Origin of the sequence: Candidatus Fukatsuia symbiotica, assembly GCF_003122425.1 — a bacterium.
In the GTDB taxonomy this organism is placed as follows: Bacteria; Pseudomonadota; Gammaproteobacteria; order Enterobacterales; family Enterobacteriaceae; genus Fukatsuia; species Fukatsuia symbiotica.
Genome location: NZ_CP021659.1, coordinates 526,383 through 545,568 on the forward strand (window position 1 = coordinate 526,383; position 19,186 = coordinate 545,568).

Below are 19,186 nucleotides of genomic sequence, written 5' to 3' on the forward strand. Positions count from 1 at the left end.
GAAAAAAATAGGCGTGATGGGAAAATACAATCAAATGATCAAACTTACCCAATTACTCCACCCTAACTGAAATTCTAATATCACTTCACGCTACAAAACCAACTCACTCATAACAAGACTAAGGAAATAACGATGTTTCAACATGATGCCAATGAGATAATCAGCATTGAAGATTTAATACAGTTGACAGGCTATAAAATCCCCTCAAAACAGTGTGAATCATTACATTCAGCGGGAATATTTTTTATCACCCGCCGAGATGGGCGTCCACAGACGACATGGGGACACTTCCAAAATCCACTCAGTTTCCGTCATCTAAACCCTATCAAAGAAACAGCTGCACCTAACTTTGGGGCACTGAACTGATGGGAAGAAAACGGAGCAAGCCAGCAGATAACTGGATGCCTCCTCGGACTTACAGAGGGCGTTCAGCCTATGAGTTTAAACCCAAGTTGGGTGGTACCCTGAGACTGTGTGATTTGACAGCAACGCCTTCACAAGTATGGGCGGCTTATGAAGCGTTATTAAATCATAAGCAAGACGAAAGTATTTTCTCCGGCCTGGTTGAGCAATTTTTTAATTCGGGTGATTTTGTTGAATTAGCAGGGGAAACACAGAAGGATTACCGAAAATATGCACAAAACGCGCTGGCCGTTTTCGGTAAGATGTCTGCTGATAAGATTAAACCTGAGCACATTAGGAAATATATGGACCACCGTGGGGTGAAAAGTCGGATACAGGCGAATCGCGAGAAGGCGTTTATCTCTCGTGTATTCCGCTGGGGTTATGAGAGAGGAAAAGTCAAAATGAATCCTTGCCAAGGTGTCAAGCAGTTCAAAGAAATAGCGAGAACCCGGTATATCACGCATAAAGAATATGACGCGTTATATCATGTTTCACCTTGGGTGGTTCAAATTGCTATGGAGCTGGCTTATTTATGTTGTGCGAGGCAATCAGACATTCTTGCTTTAAGAAAAGAGCACGTTCTTGAAGAAGGTATATTGCTGCAACAAAGTAAAACAGGTGTCGCACAAATAAAAGGTTGGACTGAGCGACTAAGAGCCGTGATTAATCAAGCAAAGTCACTTCCACTCAATACGGGAATGAGCAGCATTTTTGTTATTCACCAGGTTTCAGGTGCGCGGTATACGCGGGATGGATTTAACAGCCGGTGGCTAAAGGCCAAGCAAGAGGCAAAAATGAAATACCCTGAACTGGCATTTGACTTCACTTTTCACGATTTAAAAGCGAAGGGAATTTCCGATCTCGAAGGCACATTGTACGAAAAACAGACTATTTCAGGTCATAAGAATGTGGCACAAACCGCTCGCTACGACAGGAAAATTAACGTAGTTCCGGTGGTAGGAGGTCAATAATATTCTGAAGCGATATTCTGAAAACCGTGCAGCTGATTAAAAAATGTACTTCTCATCATCAATTTGTTTAAAGACAACTATTTGATTTAAAACTTAAAACCAGTGGTGCCCAGGGCGGGACTTGAACCCGCACGGCCTTAAGGCCGAGGGATTTTAAATCCCTTGTGTCTACCGATTCCACCACCCGGGCTAAACAATTTTGGAGGCGCGTTCCGGAGTCGAACCGGACTAGGCGGATTTGCAGTCCGCTACATAACCGCTTTGTTAACGCGCCTAACTTCTTAGATCCTTTATTTCTGACTTTTTTTATAATTTGAAGTCAACAAATTTTTTTATCTGTAGATTTTGAGCGGGAAACGAGACTCGAACTCGCGACCCCGACCTTGGCAAGGTCGTGCTCTACCAACTGAGCTATTCCCGCAATTCTATTTCCGCCGTGCTATACCGTCTTTCAATGCGGTGCATTCTACTTGCCTGACACACTGAGTCAATAAAATTATCAAATAAAGCATCCGTTCGCTGTTTTTTACGGCGCTATGATCGAGGCCCTACTAGATAATATCGTCATGAAATCTTGAGTCGTAGAGCAATGCATCGTATTTGTACAGCAGCCAAAAACGAAGTGGTATTCTTTGCATATAGCTATGAAATTTAACTTTAATTACAATATAAAAAATAATTCAAATGAGTTAAAGATGAGTTATTCAGTTGATTTTCGGCAAAAAATATTGATTATTCGAGAGCAATAAGGGTTGAGTATAAAAGAAACGGCGAAGCGTTTTCATATTGAGTGGCGTTGGTTATCAACGCTACTTTAACCTGTCCGGTTTTTGCTACTTTATGTGATGAGAACCCATGTTAAGTTGCCTGGGTGGGTTACATGGGTAGTAACACGGAGTCATGGTGTAGTTGCATGTGAACCGTCATGGACGGAACTGACACCATCATCTATATTTTAATACAGCATTCTCTTTTAGTAAGCTGTGGTGATTCACTTACGGTTGATTGTTTCCCATTCTGCGGGGAAAGAAAATTTCCCTTATAAAAAAGAGGGATAAAAAATGGGTCGTCATTGTTCGATTTCCACCCCAATTTTTTCTTCAACTTCCGTGCAATCGGTAACTGTCTGTAATAATACAGAAAGCAGTCATGCCTATTTTCATGAAAAAAGGGATGAATGGGCACAAACAGTCACACCCGGTGCCAGAAAATTTCTTGGTGTAGTCATCAATAAATTGAAAGAATGTCTGAGAGTAAACGCGGTGGAATTGGATTTATCCGGTTGCGACCTAACCCACCTACCAGAGAAATTACCTCCCCTCGTACAAGTACTGAAGGTTGCCGGTAACTGGCTGACCCACCTACCAGAGAAATTACCGCCCTCGTTAAGAGAGCTGGATGTCAGTTATAACCAACTCATCTCTTTGCCGGAAAATTTACCGCCTTCACTGAAGGTCCTTTGTGTTACCGCAAACTGCCTAACCAAACTGCCGAAGAATTTACCCCCTTGCTACAGGAGCTGTATATTAACCACAATCAGCTGGATGACTTATCGGAAAATTTACCGGGCTCACTAGAGGTGCTCAATGTTGCTGCGAACTGCCTAAGCCATTTACCGATAACCTTGCCCATGAAACTCACTGTCCTCGACCTCAGTTACAATGAATTTACCGAATTACCAGCGGCTATCTGCACGTTATCTTGTATTAGTTACATTGATATATCTAGCAATAATATATCCCGGAAGCAAATCGATGATATTTTTCAGGGAAGTCATTCTTTTAGCCGCTCGCATGCAAAGATAACATTTATCATAGAACATGAGTTACCAAGCAGTAATCCCGTGGGTCCATTGGAGAATGCGGTAAAAGACTATTTTTGGCCGAATCAAATAAGTGATGCGAGAGCGTTCAAGAAAAACAATTAGGTTCTCCTTGTCTCAATAGTGGAAGCTATGTGTGATACATCACAGAAACTGCCCATCAATGTCAACTCTACTGTAGAGTAACCGTATTTTTTGCTATCTCAAGCAAACACATGTTAAGTTGTGCTAGCCGGTCGGCCATGTCGGGTGCTTTATCGTTTGTGCTGACTGTTGGATTTCTACTCTATATGGATGGTTTCACGCAGTTGTTCCGAGGTGAACCATTCCCCCTTTGTCGCTGAAAAATACGTCGGTTAGCACGGATTTTGCCCAGCACCTGCACGTGACGATGATAGGGTTGTTGCTGTAACCAGTCAGAATAAGTAACTTCAGCATCTATATTAGAAATCAAGAGAATTAAGCAAGATTTTCAACCCAAGGCGATTTTCGTTTATAAACGCTACTCATTATAGCGACCAATTTATGCATAACGGCAACAATATTCTTAAGGTTTTGCGCTCCCCCTGAATCCAAAACACATAAAGAGCCATTAATTTATGCAACATTATTGTTTTATTGATAAAAATAATTTTTTCAATAAGAAAACTAGCATCATTCAAGTCAAATGAGTATATCTTTTTCATCAACTTCAAATGCAAAAACCCCGACGGTGAAGGTCAGGGTTTTGTGGTCACTCATCGATTTCTCGACGACAGGAGATAAACGAAGGTTTCTTGACCCTGCCTCTCTTTCCTTTGCGTGGCAATGCACGTTTTTGATAATAAGAGGTAATTGCTTTCCGTGATAAACCTTGTATGTATAGCTGACTCCATATAAATTGAAGTATAATATTGCGATGACATATCCAGTAAAATTTGGCCAACAAGCTTTGGCTATTAAAGAAAAACTCACTTTCGCTCAAACCGCTACACATTTTGGCGGGGTATTGCTACACGCATGCAAAAAATACCGCCTCTTTTCTCGCTGCTGTACAAATGTGATGCCTTGCTCTATGGCTCAAAATTTCATGACGGCACTATCTAGGATCACAGCCAATCAGGGATATCATCTAAGCCCATAGCTCGACGCAGCAACTTTAGTTTCACACCGGGCAGCTTGTCTGTCAGGCTTAGCCCGATGTCTCGCAACCATTTTTGTAGTGGATTATTACCTGCAAACAATTCGCGGAATCCTTGCATATTGGCTAGCATGAGTGCAGCACTGTGCTTACGGCGGCGTTCATAGCGGCGCAGACAAAGATGTTGACCGATATCTTTACCTCGACGGTACAAACGATTAAGTTCAAAGATTAACTCCACCACATCCATAAAACCTAGATTAACCCCCTGTCCAGCCAGCGGATGTATACCATGAGCAGCATCGCCCACCAGCACTAAACGGTGAGCGGCAAAACTACGTGCGTAATGACCTATCAACGGAAAAGTCTGTCTTTCGCTTTCTAGCTGGCACCTACCTAAACGCATATCAAATGTTGTCGCCAGCTCACGGTTAAATTGCTCTATGGGTAACTGCGATAACTGAGTGGCACGCTGCGGCGGCAGTGACCAAACAATAGAACCGAGATGGGGATCGCAAAACGGTAAAAATGCCAAAATACCATCACCGTGGAACACCTGAAGTGCTTTAATCTGATGAGGTTCTTCAATACGGATAGTAGCGACCAGCGCGTCATGACGGTAATGCCAAAATGTTTTTGGTATATCCGCATATTGGCGCAGCCATGAATTGGCTCCATCGGCACCCACCATCAAGCGAGCGCTGAGTAGACGACCATCGCTCAGTGTAATAAAAACCTCGTTTTCTCCCCAAGCTACTTGCTTCAACTTGGCAGGTACCAGTAGGGTGATATGAGCTAACTGACTAGCACGCTGCCACAATGCTTGCAAAATCACCCGATTTTCTATGATATGTCCCAGATGGCTGAAACCGTACTCGTTGGCGTGGAAAGCGATTTTGCCGAAACTATCTTTATCCCAGATTTCCATCCCACCATAAGGGCTGGCACGTAATGCCAAAATATTATCCCAAACACCAATATGTTGTAACAAACGTTCACTTGCCGTATTAATAGCAGATACCCGCAAAGCAGGTGCATCAGGTAAAGGGAAGCCCAGCTTATTTTCAGTTGGGTTTGGTTCCAATAACGCAACTCGTAAACCGCTGCCTTGTAATCCACAGGCTAGAGCCAAACCGACCATACCGCCACCGCTGATAACCACGTCAAATGATTGCATACATTAACCTTGACTCCAACCTAAAGCACGCCGGACAAACGCATCCCGCATTGTCGGCATCTGTTCCATGACCATCAAACCAAGATTACGCCCAATAACCAAAGGGCAGTAATCATTGGCAAACAAGTGGATTAACCCATCAGTGACACCTATGGTTGCTTGCTGATCTTTTTGACGTCGCGATTCGTATTGGCTCAGGATCTGATAGGCTCCAAGATCAGCACTGTGCCGTGCCGCCTCTGCTAAGGTTTCAGCCAACGATATCACATCCCGTAGAGCGAGATTAAATCCTTGCCCAGCAATGGGATGCAGGGTTTGTGCTGCATTACCCACTAACGCCAGACGATGGCTGATATGGCGCGATGCGGTAAGCAAATGTAACGGGTAGCTATGTCGCTTACCGACTTGTAGAATTTTACCTAAGCGCCAGCCGAAAGCCTGCTGTAACTCCGATAAAAAACGTGCATCATGCCACCTGTCCACTTGCTCACGATCTTGCAGTGCATGGCACCAAACCAGCGAGCAGCGTTGCTGTGACATCGGCAGTAATGCCAGTGGACCAGAACGGGTAAAACGCTCAAAAGCACGTCCGGCGGGATCTTCCGCTGTTGTGATATTGGCAATAACCGCAATTTGTTGATAATCCTGTTGTTGCCAATGAATGTGACAACCACCCGCCAACTGCGAGTAAGAACCATCAGCGGCGACCAACAATTTTCCTGTTAATTGCTGCCCATTATCTAAGGTAACACTCGCTGTTTCCTGTGTCCTAACAACATTGACGACTTTCGCTGGACAATACAAATTGACACCCTGTGCTTGTTCCAGTAACGCAAATAGGCGTTTGCCTACATCGTGCAACTCAACCACATTACCTAGCGTAGGGACAAAGTAATCTTTAGCCCGTAAATTAACGGAGCCAAGATGACCACGGTCACTGACCTGAATCCGAGAGATTGCTGTTGCACAATCAGCCAGTGCTGACCAGATCCCTAGACGGGTTAATTGTTGGCACGTGCCTTGTGCCAACGCAATCGCACGCGCATCAAAGCCTGGATGTTGCATAGCATTCGGTGACAAAGCTTCCACCAATGATATTGGAATTTTGCCACCAGTTAGCGATGAAATTGCCAATGCAAGGGTGGCACCTGCCATACCTGCGCCAACGATAATAATACTCATCGATTAATTTTTTGCCGCCATTAACGCTTCAATAGCACCTGTTTCTTTTACCACGCTGGCCGTCAGGTTTTCATTACCATTTTCAGTGATCAAAATATCGTCTTCAATACGAATACCGATGCCACGGTATTCTGCTGGAACCTGAGCATTAGGAGCAATATACAAACCAGGTTCTACCGTCAGTAACATACCGACTTCCAAGATCCGATTTTTTTCTGGAGAACAGTAATTACCCACATCATGAACATCCATCCCCAACCAATGGCTTAAACCATGCATAAAAAATGATCGGTGAGCCTGCTTTGCCAGCAATTCTTCAGCATTCCCTTGCAAAATACCCAGATCTAGCAACCGGTTGATCATAAGTTTTATCACTTCTTGGTTTACATCGTGGATACTGATGCCCGGTCTGAACAATTGTAATGCTTTATTAATTGATGCTAACACTATGTCATAAATTGCCCGTTGCGGTGGACTAAATTTACCGTTAACCGGAAACGTACGGGTGATATCAGCAGCATACCCCTGATATTCACAACCGGCGTCAATCAACACCAGATCACCATCACGCAACTTAGATTTATTTTCGGTGTAATGCAAAATACAACCGTTATCGCCGCTACCAACGATGGTGCCATAAGCAGGGTAACGGGCACCATGCCGGGTAAATTCATGATGAATTTCACCTTCAAGCTGATATTCGAACAGCCCTGGGCGGCAAATTTTCATCGCCCGAGTATGGGCACCGGCACTGATCTCGCAGGCACGACGCATTACGGCAATTTCTTCTGACGACTTAAATAAGCGCATTTCATGCAACCACGGACGCCAATCGGTTAATGTTGCAGGCGCACGTAAATTTTTACTCAAGCCAAGACGTAATCGCTCTAATGTAGTAGACAGGATGTGATCAGCATAAGCGTATTGACCTTGCGCGTGATAAACCACGTCCACCCCATTGAGCAATAAATAGAGTTGTTCACTGATTTCATCAAATGGTAACGCCCGATCAATACCCAATTGCTCCAGTGCTGCCGTTTGTCCTAAACGTCGTCCAGACCAAATCTCGGCAATGGGATCCTGTTTTCGGTTAAACAATACACTTTCGGTGTCAATTTCACTCTTTTTCACCAAAACCAATACCGCTTCTGGTTCATTAAAACCGGTTAAATAACGGAAATTGCTGTCTTGGCGATAAGGATATTCACAGTCTGCATTACGTGTTACCTGTGGCGCGGAAAAAATAACAGCCACACTGCTGATCGGCATCTTTGCCAACAATGTCTTACGGCGCTGCTGATATTTTTGTTGAATTATCACCTCTCCTTGAATTTTATCTTGTTGATACGGTAACTCACTGTTTTCACAAGCTTGTAAGGTATTTTGCATTAAAGTGGCAACCGTCATCGGTCCAACGCCGCCTGGCACAGGGGTGATCCAACCTGCTCGCTGCTCTGCACTATCAAATTCAACATCACCGACTGTCTTGTCATTTTCGAGACGGTTGATCCCGACATCAATCACGACGGCCCCAGGTTTAATCCACTCGCCCGGAATAAAATTGGGTTTCCCAACAGCGACAACTAATAAATCAGCATTTTCAACATGTTGACGTAGATTAATCGTGAATCTATGAGTGATGGTAGTGGTACAACCGGCAAGCAAAAGTTCCAAACTCATGGGCCGGCCGACAATATTCGAAGCACCGACCACCACGGCATTCAGACCTTGAATCTTAATTCCACTTTTTTCTAACAAAGTAATGATGCCACGAGGTGTGCAGGGGCGTAATGTAGGCGCACGTTGACACAGACGACCAACATTGTACGGATGGAAACCATCAACATCTTTATTGGGATGAATGCGTTCCAGGACTTTAACATTATCAATTCCAGCAGGCAGAGGTAGCTGAACTAAAATACCATCAACTTGGTCATCCTGATTCAATTTATCAATCAAGGATAATAATTCAGTTTCAGTGGTTATTTCAGGTAAATGATGAGGAAAAGAAACAAAACCGACTTCTTTACAAGCTCTATTCTTACTGCCAACATAAATTTGCGACGCTGGATTTGTACCAACCAATACCACTGCCAGACCAGGAGCGCGTTTGCCTTTAGCTACACGCTCTTTTACCGCTACAGTGACCTCATTTTTTACTTCTTGAGCAATAACTTTACCGTCAATAATTTTTGCTGACATCGTTCGAGGAGTCCATCAATTAAAAAAAGCGGGAATAGACTATTTTGTCAGAAGCTGGCTACGCTGTCAGGTTTAGAATAGCAATTAATTTACGATAAAATGTACAGACGATAAATCATGAGGTAAAAAGCCATTGACTCGATAGTGGCTGCCCGTATAATTCCAATCCGCAGTTGACTGTTAGAGTTTATTTTAGTTGTCGTCAATATCACGAGCACCCTTAGCTCAGTTGGATAGAGCAACGGCCTTCTAAGCCGTAGGTCACAGGTTCGAATCCTGTAGGGCGCACCAAGTAAATCAATAGGTTAGCACCCTTTTTTTTCTTACCTATTTTTGCCACGTGCCAGAAACGTGCCATGCATTGTGATCACCTCATCCAACTTTTTAGCATGTTCCGTTAAATGAGTGGGAGATAAATGAGCATAACGACGCACCATCTCGACACTTTCCCAGCCTCCCATTTCCTGGAGTGCTGACAGGGGAACACCCGATTGAACCAACCAACTGGCCCAGGTGTGCCGCAAATCATGAAAACGGAAATCACTGATCCCCGCGCGCTTTAAGCCAGTTTGCCACGCGCGATTATCATCGACTCTAAATTTGGTTATTATCGCCGTGTCTTTCCCCTCACTACCTGGCACTTTTTTTCTCCTGACGAAGACCCAGCGTGAATGTCTCTCCCGCTGTTCCCGTAGAACAGCACAGGCTGTTTCATTCAGTGCCACCCCTATCGCTTTGCCTGCCTTGGCCTTTTCAGGGGGGATCCAGGCAACCTGTCTTGCCATATCTATTTGGTCCCACTCTAAATTAATAATATTCGACCGACGTAATCCGGTTGCTAACGCAAACACCACTATCGGCCTGAAATTTTCATGCATCACGGCAATCAGACGGTTGGCTTCTTCGTGAGATAACCAGCGAACACGCTTGTCATTCGGCTTGCGGGCTTTCAAATTCAGAGGCTTTTCTAACCATCCCCATTCATTTGCTGCAATCCGCATCAGACCTCGTATAAAAGAAAGGTATTGGCTACGGGTGGCTTGCGAGGGCGGCTTTTCTTTGAAATCAGGGGGCTCATTCCCCTTTTTTAATGACGCTTTCTGGGTTAATTCCCACGTTGCCGGTGTCGCCGGTTTTTCATGGTTGAAACCACCTCTATCACCTCCTCTTCATTGATACTCGATAGATTTCTTCCTGAAAAATGCAGCAAGAAAAACCCGATTTTCGTTTTATCATCGTCAAGCGATCGCTTATGTTGTTTTTCGTTGATCCACCTTACACAAGCCTCCTCAAATGTTTTGTGTGGCATTTCGCCCAGTTTACTCTCTCTCCATGCGTTAGCTTTTAAGCTATCGTACAGCTCCTGTGCTTTCCGCTTGTCCGTTGTTCCAAGAGATTGCCTAATTCTTTTACCGTCCGGCGTAACGAAATCACAGTGCCACCCACCGTGCCGCATTTTGATTGACATACCCGTTGTTCCTCATTGTGTGTGCCAGTCGCCTTCACGATTATGTCGTTATTCCTGCGACGGACTGATTCAATACACGCTGTTTTTAATATTCTGTAACCCCCACTTTTTCCATCGTGGCCTGTCCTGTTACAGGGCAGCCTGCCCGCTCTAATCCACTCTTTTAGCGTGTTTTCACTGAGTTTCATGAATCTGCAGGCTTCTTTCAGTGTGAAGATTTCTTCACTCATCCTGGCTCTCTTCTTATTGGTTAAAAACGTCATCACGCCGTCCACATGGGGGCGTGAGATAAAGTCATTTCAAGCATAAAAAATAATGACAGGCTCTCTCTGCTAAGAGAAAGCTGTCAGTGATGAAAATAAAGGAAGGGATAATAAATATAAATAAACCCGGATAATAAAAATTATAACGCGTTGGGGTTCTTAGAAAACCTATTATTACAATATCATGATGACGGTCGATCCCTTGTTAATTTTTCAATGTGGCAATAATCGTGTCTTTGGCTATTTCACCATAATGGTCGATAAGGTATTGAGTGAAATGAGCCGCCGTTATACTGTATCCACAATGAGCGCTGACAGACGCGGCAAAGGTTTCAAGTGCTTGGTGGAGTGCCGCGCCAATATAAATCATCTCTGACGGTTCTTTCATCACGTCTTGTAACATAACGCTTCCTTTTTTTAGAGATAATATGTAAGTACTCCACTTGTATTGATAAGACGAAGCCCTACGTTAAACGCATTTTTTTCGAAGAAGCAATAAAATGGTTTTATGGCAATCGATGTTTAGGCTTTTTTCTCTTCTTGAACCAGCTTCTTAATCGGTTAAACCAATTTTTCTTTTCATTTCTTTTCGCTTCCAAGACCTTATCTTTTAACTCGCGTTTTCTCGCTCTGCTCTGTCTGTTACTCATAAGAAAGTCTCCTACTCAATAAACTGTATCCCGGGGTGTATAAACGCTTGGGGAACAGTGCGATCAAAGCCGGTTTTATGACAAAAGTGTTTAAAGTCTCGCAATGAATGCACTTTCGTTTTTTGGTATAGAATACGAATTCTATTTTCTATTGTGCGATGAGAACGTGCCAATTTTTTACCTATTTCCTTGGCACTCATCGTGCGTAATAAATAAAAGATTATCCTCAATTCAGATTGTGTGAAGAGATTCGATGGAGGCTCCAATAATAGCGTGTCCGTCAGCTTGTCTACGTAGTGGAGCAGTGAAATCATAGCCAGTTTTCTGCCATAAAAAACCGTGCCAATGCATTTCTTTCTTTTATTATACAACGGAAATGTTTCGTATAAATAAGGTTGCATTTTCTGTTCACGACCAAAAAAATGCGTTTTAATGAGGGTAATTTTTTGCCCGCTTTTTATAACTTCTCTTTCCAATTTTTGAGTTATTAAAGAAAATTCTGCAATACACGTAGGAAGTTCGTCATCACGCCGCCCTATCACATCAAATCCTTGTGGTACATTGTAAAAGTCAAAAAAAGCACGATTGGTATAAATAAAGCGTGAGTCGCTGTCTTTTATTCCCCAAACATCTTGACTGTTTTCCATCATAGCGGTCAGAGGTAATGAACGTGATACCTTTGCTATTTTTTTCATCATCTGTCCTAACTCCATTCAGTCCCTTCATTGTGAATGACGCCCATTTAGGAGAGGGTAAATTACTTAGTCAGTGCGAAAGTCTAATTAGAAAAATAAAATGGAATAGTCTCCACGAGAGAGACTATCTTTTCTATTTTTATCATGCTAGACGCTATCGCTTTCTACATCCCTTCAAAGCAAAAAGCGCAAGGCGGACATGAAATACGGTAAACAGACCATGCAGCGAATACGGTTCAAATTTGAGTTTTGCACTTGCCAATGTCTGTTTCACGGCGGGATAGGATACCGAGCGTAATAAAGCGATGTCTTTTTGTGATACGCCTAACGCGAAAAGCATCGCCGTTTCAAATTGCACCGGTGTTAATTCAGGAAACACTTCCCGTAATTCAGGAAATTGGGTAATATCGAGGTGAGCCATTGTAGCCTCCGTGAGAGGTTATGGTGGTTAGCTGACAGGGGTGGCTGAGAACCATCTCTGTTAGCGCTAAGGTTAAGTGATATAAACGGTGATTGCGTCACCGTCGCTATTTGCAACTTGTTGTGACTATTTATGTTTTCATGGTGTATGACTCCGTTGGTTTATGATTTATGACGCAATGTTGAGTTCTTTGGCGTGGGTGAATTGCCCGTCCCAATGGGTTTTCATCGGCAGCTTATTTTTGCGGTAGAGGTCAAATAATCGGATTGCCCCTTTGCGCAGTAAAACGGGTTGGTACTTGATAAAGTCATCACCGCTATGAATGCTGATTTTATGTTGATGTTCCGTCAAATATCGGTCACGCGCATAAGAGGTTGCACGCCAGCGGGTATGGGATTTACTTTCGTTATAGAGCCAATTTCTTTCTGCCAAACAGTGATTAATCTGTTGTGTATTAATACCGTTGAGCATTTTGCAAAATTGAGTGGTCGTTATTCCTTCCTTAAACAGGTTTTTCAACTCGTGTAATTCCGCTTCCTGTTCTTTGTTCACTAAGGCTAACCTGGTTTTTTCGCGAAACTGCTCTGCCCATGCCATAGCCGCAACAGGGGGTCTTCGAAATTAGGTAATATGCAGACAGGCCGTGTTGCTTTCTCTTCCAGCTCCCGCCAGCGTGTGGCGACTTTATGGCGAAGTGGAATACTGTAACCCATGACCAATGTCATGGTTAAATCTTGGTCAAGTAAATATTCCTGATAAGTGCGACCATTGGTGTCTTTGTAATCTCCCGAAAACTCGGGAGATTGAATATTGAGCGATTCGAACATTTTTCGGCAGTCGACTAGCACATGATCATGACGTTTACCCGTTAGTCGAGCAATTTCACGGCTAGACATTTTTACCTGTTGATAGATAGTGATGACATTTGACATAGAGAAATTCCTTATCTTGAACTTATATGGTGATTAACTCATCAGTGAAGTGGGGTTTGCGGGCACTTCCCATCCGATAACCGAGAAGGTATCCATCTTGGGATGGTTCCAGCGTGTTGTGTGTTTATTAACCGAATGACTGTCAATTAGTTCCTGAACGCTTTAAGCTCTTCACCTTCTACCTTGTGATATAGCAATGGCCGTATAAGTTGACTGTAAAAATTTACACTAATACATTGATATTAAATAATATTTACTGGTAAAATAAATCATGTTACATGGCCCCTGCTATAATGCTTACTCTCAATGAATCTCTCTTTATTCCGTTTAAAATTTTGCTGAATGTTATTACTATCCGTACCGTATCCTTGTGCTAACAGTTCAGTGGTGATAACCCGCTTGTGGTGATAGATAATAACGGGTAAGTTTTCGGGACTTAATGGGGCTTGTTGATGAATATCAATGATATTTGGCATGCAAAATTCCTCACAAATGAATTGCGATTCGTAGAATCCCGGTACGTTACCGAGATGAGAGATTAATTACGTCTTGGTGTTGTGCCAGCGGGGAGCTGAGCGTTTAGGCTTCTATTAACAAAATTGGCGAATACCATCCCATCTTTGAAACGATCACAAAGATGGTAGGCTAAAGGTGAATTTAGTTTTATTGAAGGTGTATAATTGCTCATTGTCTGACCCATAACACGCTATGGGCGTAAAAAAACCGCACTACTTATGTATGCGGCATTCGCTAGTTAAAGTTATTTAACACCTTTAACGAAATATTCCTCGAGGCTGAATCATCATTCAGCCCGTCCGGGTATAGCAGGTGTTAAGACACCTTAATGTAGCAATACTTCAATATCTTTAATATCTTGGTCAGAAAGTCCAGTATATTTTTTAATCTTTTCTTTGCTTGCTCCGTCAGCAAGAAGTTCTTTCGCGATTTTTAAGGACGCTTGTTTTTCTCCCTGTTGCATGCCCTGTTGCATGCCCTGTTGCATGCCCCGTTTTTCGAGTTGTTGTGCAATCGTCATAATGTCCTCACGGTAAGTGGGTGTCTGATCCACGAGCGCTTTGAAGAACTTTTCAGTATTCTTCGTTTCCCCTTGGTAGGTGATATAATAGAGCAAAGCGTGGAACAATTCACGGTTTGTATAACCTTTATTCAATAGTTCTGCAATGGGTCCGACAATGTTTATCATATCACGCATGTAAATGTGTTTTTGCACCAGTTCCATCAACGCCACATGGCCGTGTGTCATGATTTCCTCATCAGGAATAACGCTAATATCCACCAAAGGAAACGGCTTGGTGTAGATTTCTCTGGCTAGCTCCGGGTCAACAAAACAATCCATCAAATCCCTGCTGTAAGGATAGGGCCGCCTTTTTCCGTGATAAAACAATATCGGCACCACAATAGGTAATTTTTCGTTCGGGTTTTTGTCAAAACATTTTTGCCAAATTTGAATAAACAATATCAGAGAAATATTGTCTCAAATTTTCATCAACAAAGGAGCAATCTTCTACTTTCAGTGTAGAAAGGTCACATTTCTTCAAAACAGCGGGCGGTAAATGTGTTTTCAAAAAGTCTCGTGCCACCTCAAGATTACCCAAAAACTTCTTACAGAAGGCGTCGTGAGGAGAAATTATTGCTTTCATCGCTTTATCCTAAGCTTAATATAACGACGTTTCAGAAAGGCATGCCCTGTATCATACCATCTCTGCCCCTGTTTTGATGTTGACGACCACTTTTTTCAGTGGCGTTATCTTCATGCCACTTTTCCATACGTTTTAATCTGTTCGATTTCATCTTCAAGTTCCTGAAGAAATTTGCGCACTTCTGTTTCAATTTCCTTGCCCAGTGCCTCATCAAAGTGAATGCGCTTTTTGAAGTAGGCTAATGTGTCAGGCAGTCGATTATCATAACTGACAAAGTCACACCATCGACGCCCCGTACACAGCATTTGCGCGTGCATTTGCAGGAGGTATTTTTTTCGAGTACACCTGTTCTTATCGTTTTCAGATGCGTCCAGGTTCTGGGGCATTTAATCTCGATCAGGCCATCCTCATTAACCAGTCCGTCGGGACTGGCGGCAAACCCCTCAATAGTGGGGTGGTCGACGAGACCGACCTCCGTGACTTCTACTGCAAATTCACGCAAGATGTAAGCCTCACGGGCGACGGGTTCCAGTGCCGTCCCGTGCTTCATTTCAGGTGTGACAAAGGTGTCTCCCCGTTTCCCCGTCAGACGCTGGCAAATCAGCTCGGCCCTGTATTTTTTTCGCGTTGCGGCGTCGCCTGTTTTGACTTTCGCCATCACCTCTGCCAATTTGCTGGCCGTCACTTTGCCACATCGTGCGGCAAACCAGGCTTCTGTTCGTTGTTCCATTTTTTTACCTCGATAAATTGTCTTGTCATCAAAACGGAGAACCCCTCGTAGAGTAGGTCTCTGGTTTGACATCATCTCCCCAGCGACCTCTCGTCAAACCGTGCTTGCAGTTTTCCCGCACACGGCTTTCCGACTGTCTTCTTTCCACAGCGTTACGACGGCACAGGTCGGGCATACCGACTCCCTTCATCTCCGGTTACGGACAGGCTGTACAGCTTAAACAGCCCGTGGTAATCGTAGAACCAGGACGGCGGGTGGTCCCTCCACCCCTTACCCCGTTTCTTGTGCTTCTTCCGCAACATGATGCAGAGTGTCCATATCGTGTAATTCGCTATGCTCAAGAAATGCTTCCTTGAATTACCTGTCTTGAAGTAATTCCCCCATCCGCGAAGAATCGGGTTTACCTTTTCTTTCACCAATGTGGGCCAATCCCAGTGCTGCCCTTTTCGGACAACATCACGGATTTTCTGCTTAACAGACTTCATAGCCTTGGGAGTCGGATAGTAAAAGGTCTTCAACTCGCCCGTCACTTTCGATGGTTGAACTGCGAACCTGTGACCTAGAAAGTCAAACGGCTCTTTCATGGCATTAACTATCCGCGTTTTCTTGGCATTAAGCGTCAACCCAAGTCGGTCTAAGACTTTCTTGGCCTGATCCAGATAAAACTCCGGGCGCTTGCTGCACAAAATCACAAAATCGTCGGCATATCGCACGATATGAGCATCATGCGGACGTTTACCGAACGCCTTTTTCTCCCACGTCGAATCAAGCCAGTGCAGGTAGAGATTAGCGAGCAAGGGAGAAATTACTCCGCAAACAATCTGGCAAACTTCTGCCATATGTTTTGTCTGATCCTGCTTCTAGGCTGGTATCATTCCCGGGATTCACCCGAAAAACCACCACAATTTCATCACGATAAATTTCTATCCGTTTCACCAGCGCACGCAGAATTTCTCGCTTCATCAGAAAATCGTCCGTACTCAGGCGTTCCGTGACCGCAGCAGCAAAATCCTCCACCCGGTTAACCAGTAGCAGCAACTCATGCTGGTTCTCTGTGGCCTGTTTCACCTTCACTCTCTGGCGCGCAAGTTCCGCCAGCCTGAGCGTCATCACTCTGATCCGTGGTTCAAAGTCTGTTTTGCCAATCAGCCCTTCGGCAAAACTATCAATCAATCGGGATCGCCCCACGTTTAGCTGATTTTCTTGCTTTTTCAGACGCTCAGCATCTGCGGTCTGTCCACTGTGCTCTGACGCCTGCGTTAGACGCTGCTCATATTCTTTTTTCAGCCGTTCCGGCTCAGACAGCAGCGCAATGACCTGTGCCCAGACCGTTTCATCCAGCATGGATGTCCTGACCTGTTTATTGTCACACACCCGAATGCCCCAAAGCGGTAAGCATCCGTCCCAGTACAGTGGTAATAAGAATACTGCGCCCCCCCTTTTGCCGCAGATTTACTGACTTTTTTGCCATAATACGCATAGCGACAGTGGCCGCACACAGTCAGCCCCTGTAAGAGATAAGCGGCTCCCCGGCGCCCCTGTCGTGCATGTCGGCGGTTTTCTTCCAGCTGTTCGTTGACCGTCAAGAAAAGAGCGCTGTTGATGATGGCAGGCACAGGGATCCCGATGCCGTCATCCGGCTTACTTCGTATTACTGAATAACCGTTCTTGAGGATATCTGCACTGTTGCGCGCTGCTCTCACCCGGGGACGGGGGGCGCAGTTTTTCGTTTTTCCGAACACAGCAAGTCCTTTGTAAGCGGGGTTCTTTAACATGCCCCATACCGTACTGCGGTCCCAGCCGGGTTTGCCGGTGGCGCTTTCTATGCCTTTCTCAGCCAGACGTCTGACCACACCGCCTAGACTCAGGCGCTCTATGCCAGCCCAACTAAATATCTTCCTGACCACGGAGGCTTCATGAAGGTTGACAATATACTGTGCGGGTGTCCCGTCCGGCTGCCTGCGGATATACCGATAACCGTAAGGTGCACCGGAAAGGACACCGACATTACCACAGCGTGCACCGTGAAGCTTACCACGCCGGTTGCGCTCCATAATCTTTGCCCGCTCATATTCAGCAAACATCCCCTGCATCTGCAGAAGCATCATGTCTTCCGGCGTGTCGCCGGGGGTGTGACAGATAAAGATAACCTCCACGCCGCAGGCGCTGAACTCTTCCATCAGCAGAGCCTGATAGGCGTATTTACGGGCTAGCCTGTCGGGCGACAGGATGTACAGGCATTCAATATCGCCTGCCGCCGCGTAGTCCCTCAGGCGCTCTAGTTGCGGGCGGATAAGTGTAGCACCGCTGACACCATCATCGATAAAGAGCATGGCGTCAGGCAACACGTGGCCGTCCTCACGGATGCGGTCCTTGATTGCTGCAAGCTGACTGCCGATGGTGCCATTTTTTACCTGTTGCCCGGAAGAAACGCGGGCGTAGAGTGCGACCAGTGCCTTGTTCATAACATTTTGCTCCGTCTAGCGGTTGAGCGGGCAGGAGCCCGGTGAGGTTTGGCCTGGGCCTGGTCGTGAGGGGTAAGCACGTGGTGGTTAACGGGAGTCAGCTGTTCATAAACATCCGTCAGCTGGTCGTCAGAAAACCGGCTGGGCTCGAAAGTGATACGTACGTGTTGTGAAAATGGCTTCGGTTTCATTGCTGAGGGTCACTCCGTGTGCCGTTATCAGTCTCAATAACGAGGGAAAACTCAGTGATGCTCCCATCCGGATGACCAGACTTGAGGCAGCGCCGGTGAAAACGCAGGCCCCAGCTTACGCGAAAGTTTGCACTATTGTTTGCGGAGTAATTTCTCCCTTGCTCGCTAATCTCTACCTGCACTGGCTTGATTCGACGTGGGAGAAAAAGGCGTTCGGTAAACGTCCGCATGATGCTCATATCGTGCGATATGCCGACGATTTTGTGATTTTGTGCAGCAAGCGCCCGGAGTTTTATCTGGATCAGGCCAAGAAAGTCTTAGACCGACTTGGGTTGACGCTTAATGCCAAGAAAACGCGGATAGTTAATGCCATGAAAGAGCCGTTTGACTTTCTAGGTCACAGGTTCGCAGTTCAACCATCGAAAGTGACGGGCGAGTTGAAGACCTTTTACTATCCGACTCCCAAGGCTATGAAGTCTGTTAAGCAGAAAATCCGTGATGTTGTCCGAAAAGGGCAGCACTGGGATTGGCCCACATTGGTGAAAGAAAAGGTAAACCCGATTCTTCGCGGATGGGGGAATTACTTCAAGACAGGTAATTCAAGGAAGCATTTCTTGAGCATAGCGAATTACACGATATGGACACTCTGCATCATGTTGCGGAAGAAGCACAAGAAACGGGGTAAGGGGTGGAGGGACCACCCGCCGTCCTGGTTCTACGATTACCACGGGCTGTTTAAGCTGTACAGCCTGTCCGTAACCGGAGATGAAGGGAGTCGGTATGCCCGACCTGTGCCGTCGTAACGCTGTGGAAAGAAGACAGTCGGAAAGC

The 19,186-nt window shown here is 45.0% G+C and carries 21 protein-coding genes, 4 tRNA genes and 3 pseudogenes; 6 read left to right on the plus strand and 22 right to left on the minus strand.

Features of this window, described 5'->3' with window-relative positions:
• Window positions 1–132 precede the first annotated feature (132 nt).
• Together CCS41_RS02410 and CCS41_RS02415 are read left to right on the plus strand one after the other, a co-directional pair.
• On the plus strand, window positions 133–366 hold the full coding sequence (locus tag CCS41_RS02410; protein ID WP_119797152.1) for a DUF4224 domain-containing protein: 234 nt from the start codon (window positions 133–135) through the stop codon (window positions 364–366).
• Window positions 366–1,376, plus strand: coding sequence for a tyrosine-type recombinase/integrase (locus CCS41_RS02415; protein WP_119797153.1), 1,011 nt, complete (start codon window positions 366–368; stop codon window positions 1,374–1,376). Before CCS41_RS02410 ends, CCS41_RS02415 begins: the two co-directional genes overlap by 1 nt.
• A 103-nt stretch (window positions 1,377–1,479) precedes the next feature.
• Here CCS41_RS02415 and CCS41_RS02420 read toward each other — a convergent pair.
• The 3 genes from CCS41_RS02420 to CCS41_RS02430 form a co-directional block, all read right to left on the minus strand.
• A tRNA-Leu gene (locus CCS41_RS02420) sits at window positions 1,480–1,566 on the minus strand.
• Window positions 1,567–1,576: 10 nt separating this feature from the next.
• Window positions 1,577–1,650 (minus strand) — tRNA-Cys (locus tag CCS41_RS02425).
• Between the two features lie 74 nt (window positions 1,651–1,724).
• A tRNA-Gly gene (locus CCS41_RS02430) sits at window positions 1,725–1,797 on the minus strand.
• A 688-nt stretch (window positions 1,798–2,485) separates the two neighbouring features.
• Here CCS41_RS02430 and CCS41_RS02435 point away from each other — a divergent pair.
• Both CCS41_RS02435 and CCS41_RS02440 read left to right on the plus strand, forming a co-directional pair.
• Entirely contained in the window at window positions 2,486–2,953 is a 468-nt protein-coding gene (locus CCS41_RS02435) for a hypothetical protein (protein ID WP_205411465.1), read from the plus strand.
• A gap of 2 nt (window positions 2,954–2,955) precedes the next feature.
• Window positions 2,956–3,303: a hypothetical protein gene (locus CCS41_RS02440; protein WP_119797155.1), complete on the plus strand. Its 348-nt coding sequence runs from the start codon at window positions 2,956–2,958 to the stop codon at window positions 3,301–3,303.
• 558 nt (window positions 3,304–3,861) lie between these two features.
• On the opposite strand, the gene CCS41_RS15520 is transcribed toward CCS41_RS02440, so the two are convergent.
• The 5 genes and pseudogenes from CCS41_RS15520 to folD form a co-directional block, all read right to left on the minus strand.
• Entirely contained in the window at window positions 3,862–4,152 is a 291-nt protein-coding gene (locus CCS41_RS15520) for a hypothetical protein (protein ID WP_162859962.1), read from the minus strand.
• Between the two features lie 134 nt (window positions 4,153–4,286).
• On the minus strand, window positions 4,287–5,495 hold the full coding sequence (ubiI, locus tag CCS41_RS02450) for an FAD-dependent 2-octaprenylphenol hydroxylase (RefSeq protein WP_072551068.1): 1,209 nt from the start codon (window positions 5,493–5,495) through the stop codon (window positions 4,287–4,289).
• Window positions 5,496–5,498: 3 nt separating this feature from the next.
• Window positions 5,499–6,677, minus strand: coding sequence for a 2-octaprenyl-6-methoxyphenyl hydroxylase (gene ubiH, locus CCS41_RS02455; RefSeq protein WP_072551069.1), 1,179 nt, complete (start codon window positions 6,675–6,677; stop codon window positions 5,499–5,501).
• A 3-nt stretch (window positions 6,678–6,680) separates the two neighbouring features.
• Window positions 6,681–7,994, minus strand: a complete 1,314-nt coding sequence (pepP, locus tag CCS41_RS16315; protein ID WP_072551073.1) for a Xaa-Pro aminopeptidase — start codon at window positions 7,992–7,994, stop codon at window positions 6,681–6,683.
• A 51-nt stretch (window positions 7,995–8,045) separates the two neighbouring features.
• Window positions 8,046–8,879: pseudogene (gene folD, locus CCS41_RS16320) on the minus strand (bifunctional methylenetetrahydrofolate dehydrogenase/methenyltetrahydrofolate cyclohydrolase FolD); the annotation flags it as partial.
• Window positions 8,880–9,093: 214 nt separating this feature from the next.
• Here folD and CCS41_RS02465 point away from each other — a divergent pair.
• Window positions 9,094–9,170 (plus strand) — tRNA-Arg (locus CCS41_RS02465).
• Window positions 9,171–9,202: 32 nt separating this feature from the next.
• Here the strand turns inward: CCS41_RS02465 and CCS41_RS02470 are convergent.
• The 14 genes and pseudogenes from CCS41_RS02470 to CCS41_RS02520 form a co-directional block, all read right to left on the minus strand.
• Window positions 9,203–10,335, minus strand: a pseudogene (locus tag CCS41_RS02470) (tyrosine-type recombinase/integrase).
• A complete protein-coding gene (locus tag CCS41_RS17530) occupies window positions 10,224–10,610 on the minus strand; it encodes a helix-turn-helix domain-containing protein (protein WP_072551071.1) in 387 nt (128 codons plus the stop codon). Before CCS41_RS17530 ends, CCS41_RS02470 begins: the two are co-directional and overlap by 112 nt.
• A 205-nt stretch (window positions 10,611–10,815) precedes the next feature.
• On the minus strand, window positions 10,816–11,013 hold the full coding sequence (locus CCS41_RS02480; protein WP_072551072.1) for a hypothetical protein: 198 nt from the start codon (window positions 11,011–11,013) through the stop codon (window positions 10,816–10,818).
• Window positions 11,014–11,116: 103 nt separating this feature from the next.
• On the minus strand, window positions 11,117–11,260 hold the full coding sequence (locus tag CCS41_RS15525) for a hypothetical protein (protein ID WP_162859963.1): 144 nt from the start codon (window positions 11,258–11,260) through the stop codon (window positions 11,117–11,119).
• A gap of 11 nt (window positions 11,261–11,271) precedes the next feature.
• Complete coding sequence (locus CCS41_RS02485; protein ID WP_240313818.1) at window positions 11,272–11,973, minus strand: helix-turn-helix transcriptional regulator; 702 nt, start codon at window positions 11,971–11,973, stop codon at window positions 11,272–11,274.
• A 136-nt stretch (window positions 11,974–12,109) separates the two neighbouring features.
• Entirely contained in the window at window positions 12,110–12,376 is a 267-nt protein-coding gene (locus CCS41_RS02490; RefSeq protein WP_119797156.1) for a transcriptional regulator, read from the minus strand.
• A gap of 168 nt (window positions 12,377–12,544) precedes the next feature.
• Window positions 12,545–12,973, minus strand: a complete 429-nt coding sequence (locus CCS41_RS15955) for a phage antirepressor KilAC domain-containing protein (protein ID WP_205411466.1) — start codon at window positions 12,971–12,973, stop codon at window positions 12,545–12,547.
• Complete coding sequence (locus tag CCS41_RS15960) at window positions 12,934–13,308, minus strand: Rha family transcriptional regulator (protein WP_240313819.1); 375 nt, start codon at window positions 13,306–13,308, stop codon at window positions 12,934–12,936. The genes CCS41_RS15955 and CCS41_RS15960 overlap by 40 nt, the downstream gene beginning before the upstream one ends.
• A gap of 269 nt (window positions 13,309–13,577) precedes the next feature.
• Window positions 13,578–13,784, minus strand: coding sequence for an ORF6N domain-containing protein (locus CCS41_RS02500; protein ID WP_119797157.1), 207 nt, complete (start codon window positions 13,782–13,784; stop codon window positions 13,578–13,580).
• Window positions 13,785–14,149: 365 nt separating this feature from the next.
• Window positions 14,150–14,969 (minus strand): annotated as a pseudogene (locus CCS41_RS02505) (Rpn family recombination-promoting nuclease/putative transposase).
• Between the two features lie 238 nt (window positions 14,970–15,207).
• Entirely contained in the window at window positions 15,208–15,699 is a 492-nt protein-coding gene (locus CCS41_RS02510; RefSeq protein ID WP_240313820.1) for a lambda exonuclease family protein, read from the minus strand.
• A 152-nt stretch (window positions 15,700–15,851) separates the two neighbouring features.
• Window positions 15,852–16,538, minus strand: a complete 687-nt coding sequence (locus CCS41_RS02515; protein WP_119797147.1) for a group II intron maturase-specific domain-containing protein — start codon at window positions 16,536–16,538, stop codon at window positions 15,852–15,854.
• Complete coding sequence (locus CCS41_RS15965) at window positions 16,486–17,043, minus strand: hypothetical protein (protein WP_205411467.1); 558 nt, start codon at window positions 17,041–17,043, stop codon at window positions 16,486–16,488. The genes CCS41_RS02515 and CCS41_RS15965 overlap by 53 nt, the downstream gene beginning before the upstream one ends.
• Window positions 16,983–18,164, minus strand: a complete 1,182-nt coding sequence (locus tag CCS41_RS02520) for a recombinase family protein (protein ID WP_205411468.1) — start codon at window positions 18,162–18,164, stop codon at window positions 16,983–16,985. Before CCS41_RS02520 ends, CCS41_RS15965 begins: the two co-directional genes overlap by 61 nt.
• Before the next feature lie 175 nt (window positions 18,165–18,339).
• Here CCS41_RS02520 and CCS41_RS02530 point away from each other — a divergent pair, with 175 nt between their 5' ends.
• Entirely contained in the window at window positions 18,340–19,158 is an 819-nt protein-coding gene (locus CCS41_RS02530; protein ID WP_119797158.1) for a group II intron maturase-specific domain-containing protein, read from the plus strand.
• Window positions 19,159–19,186 lie beyond the last annotated feature (28 nt).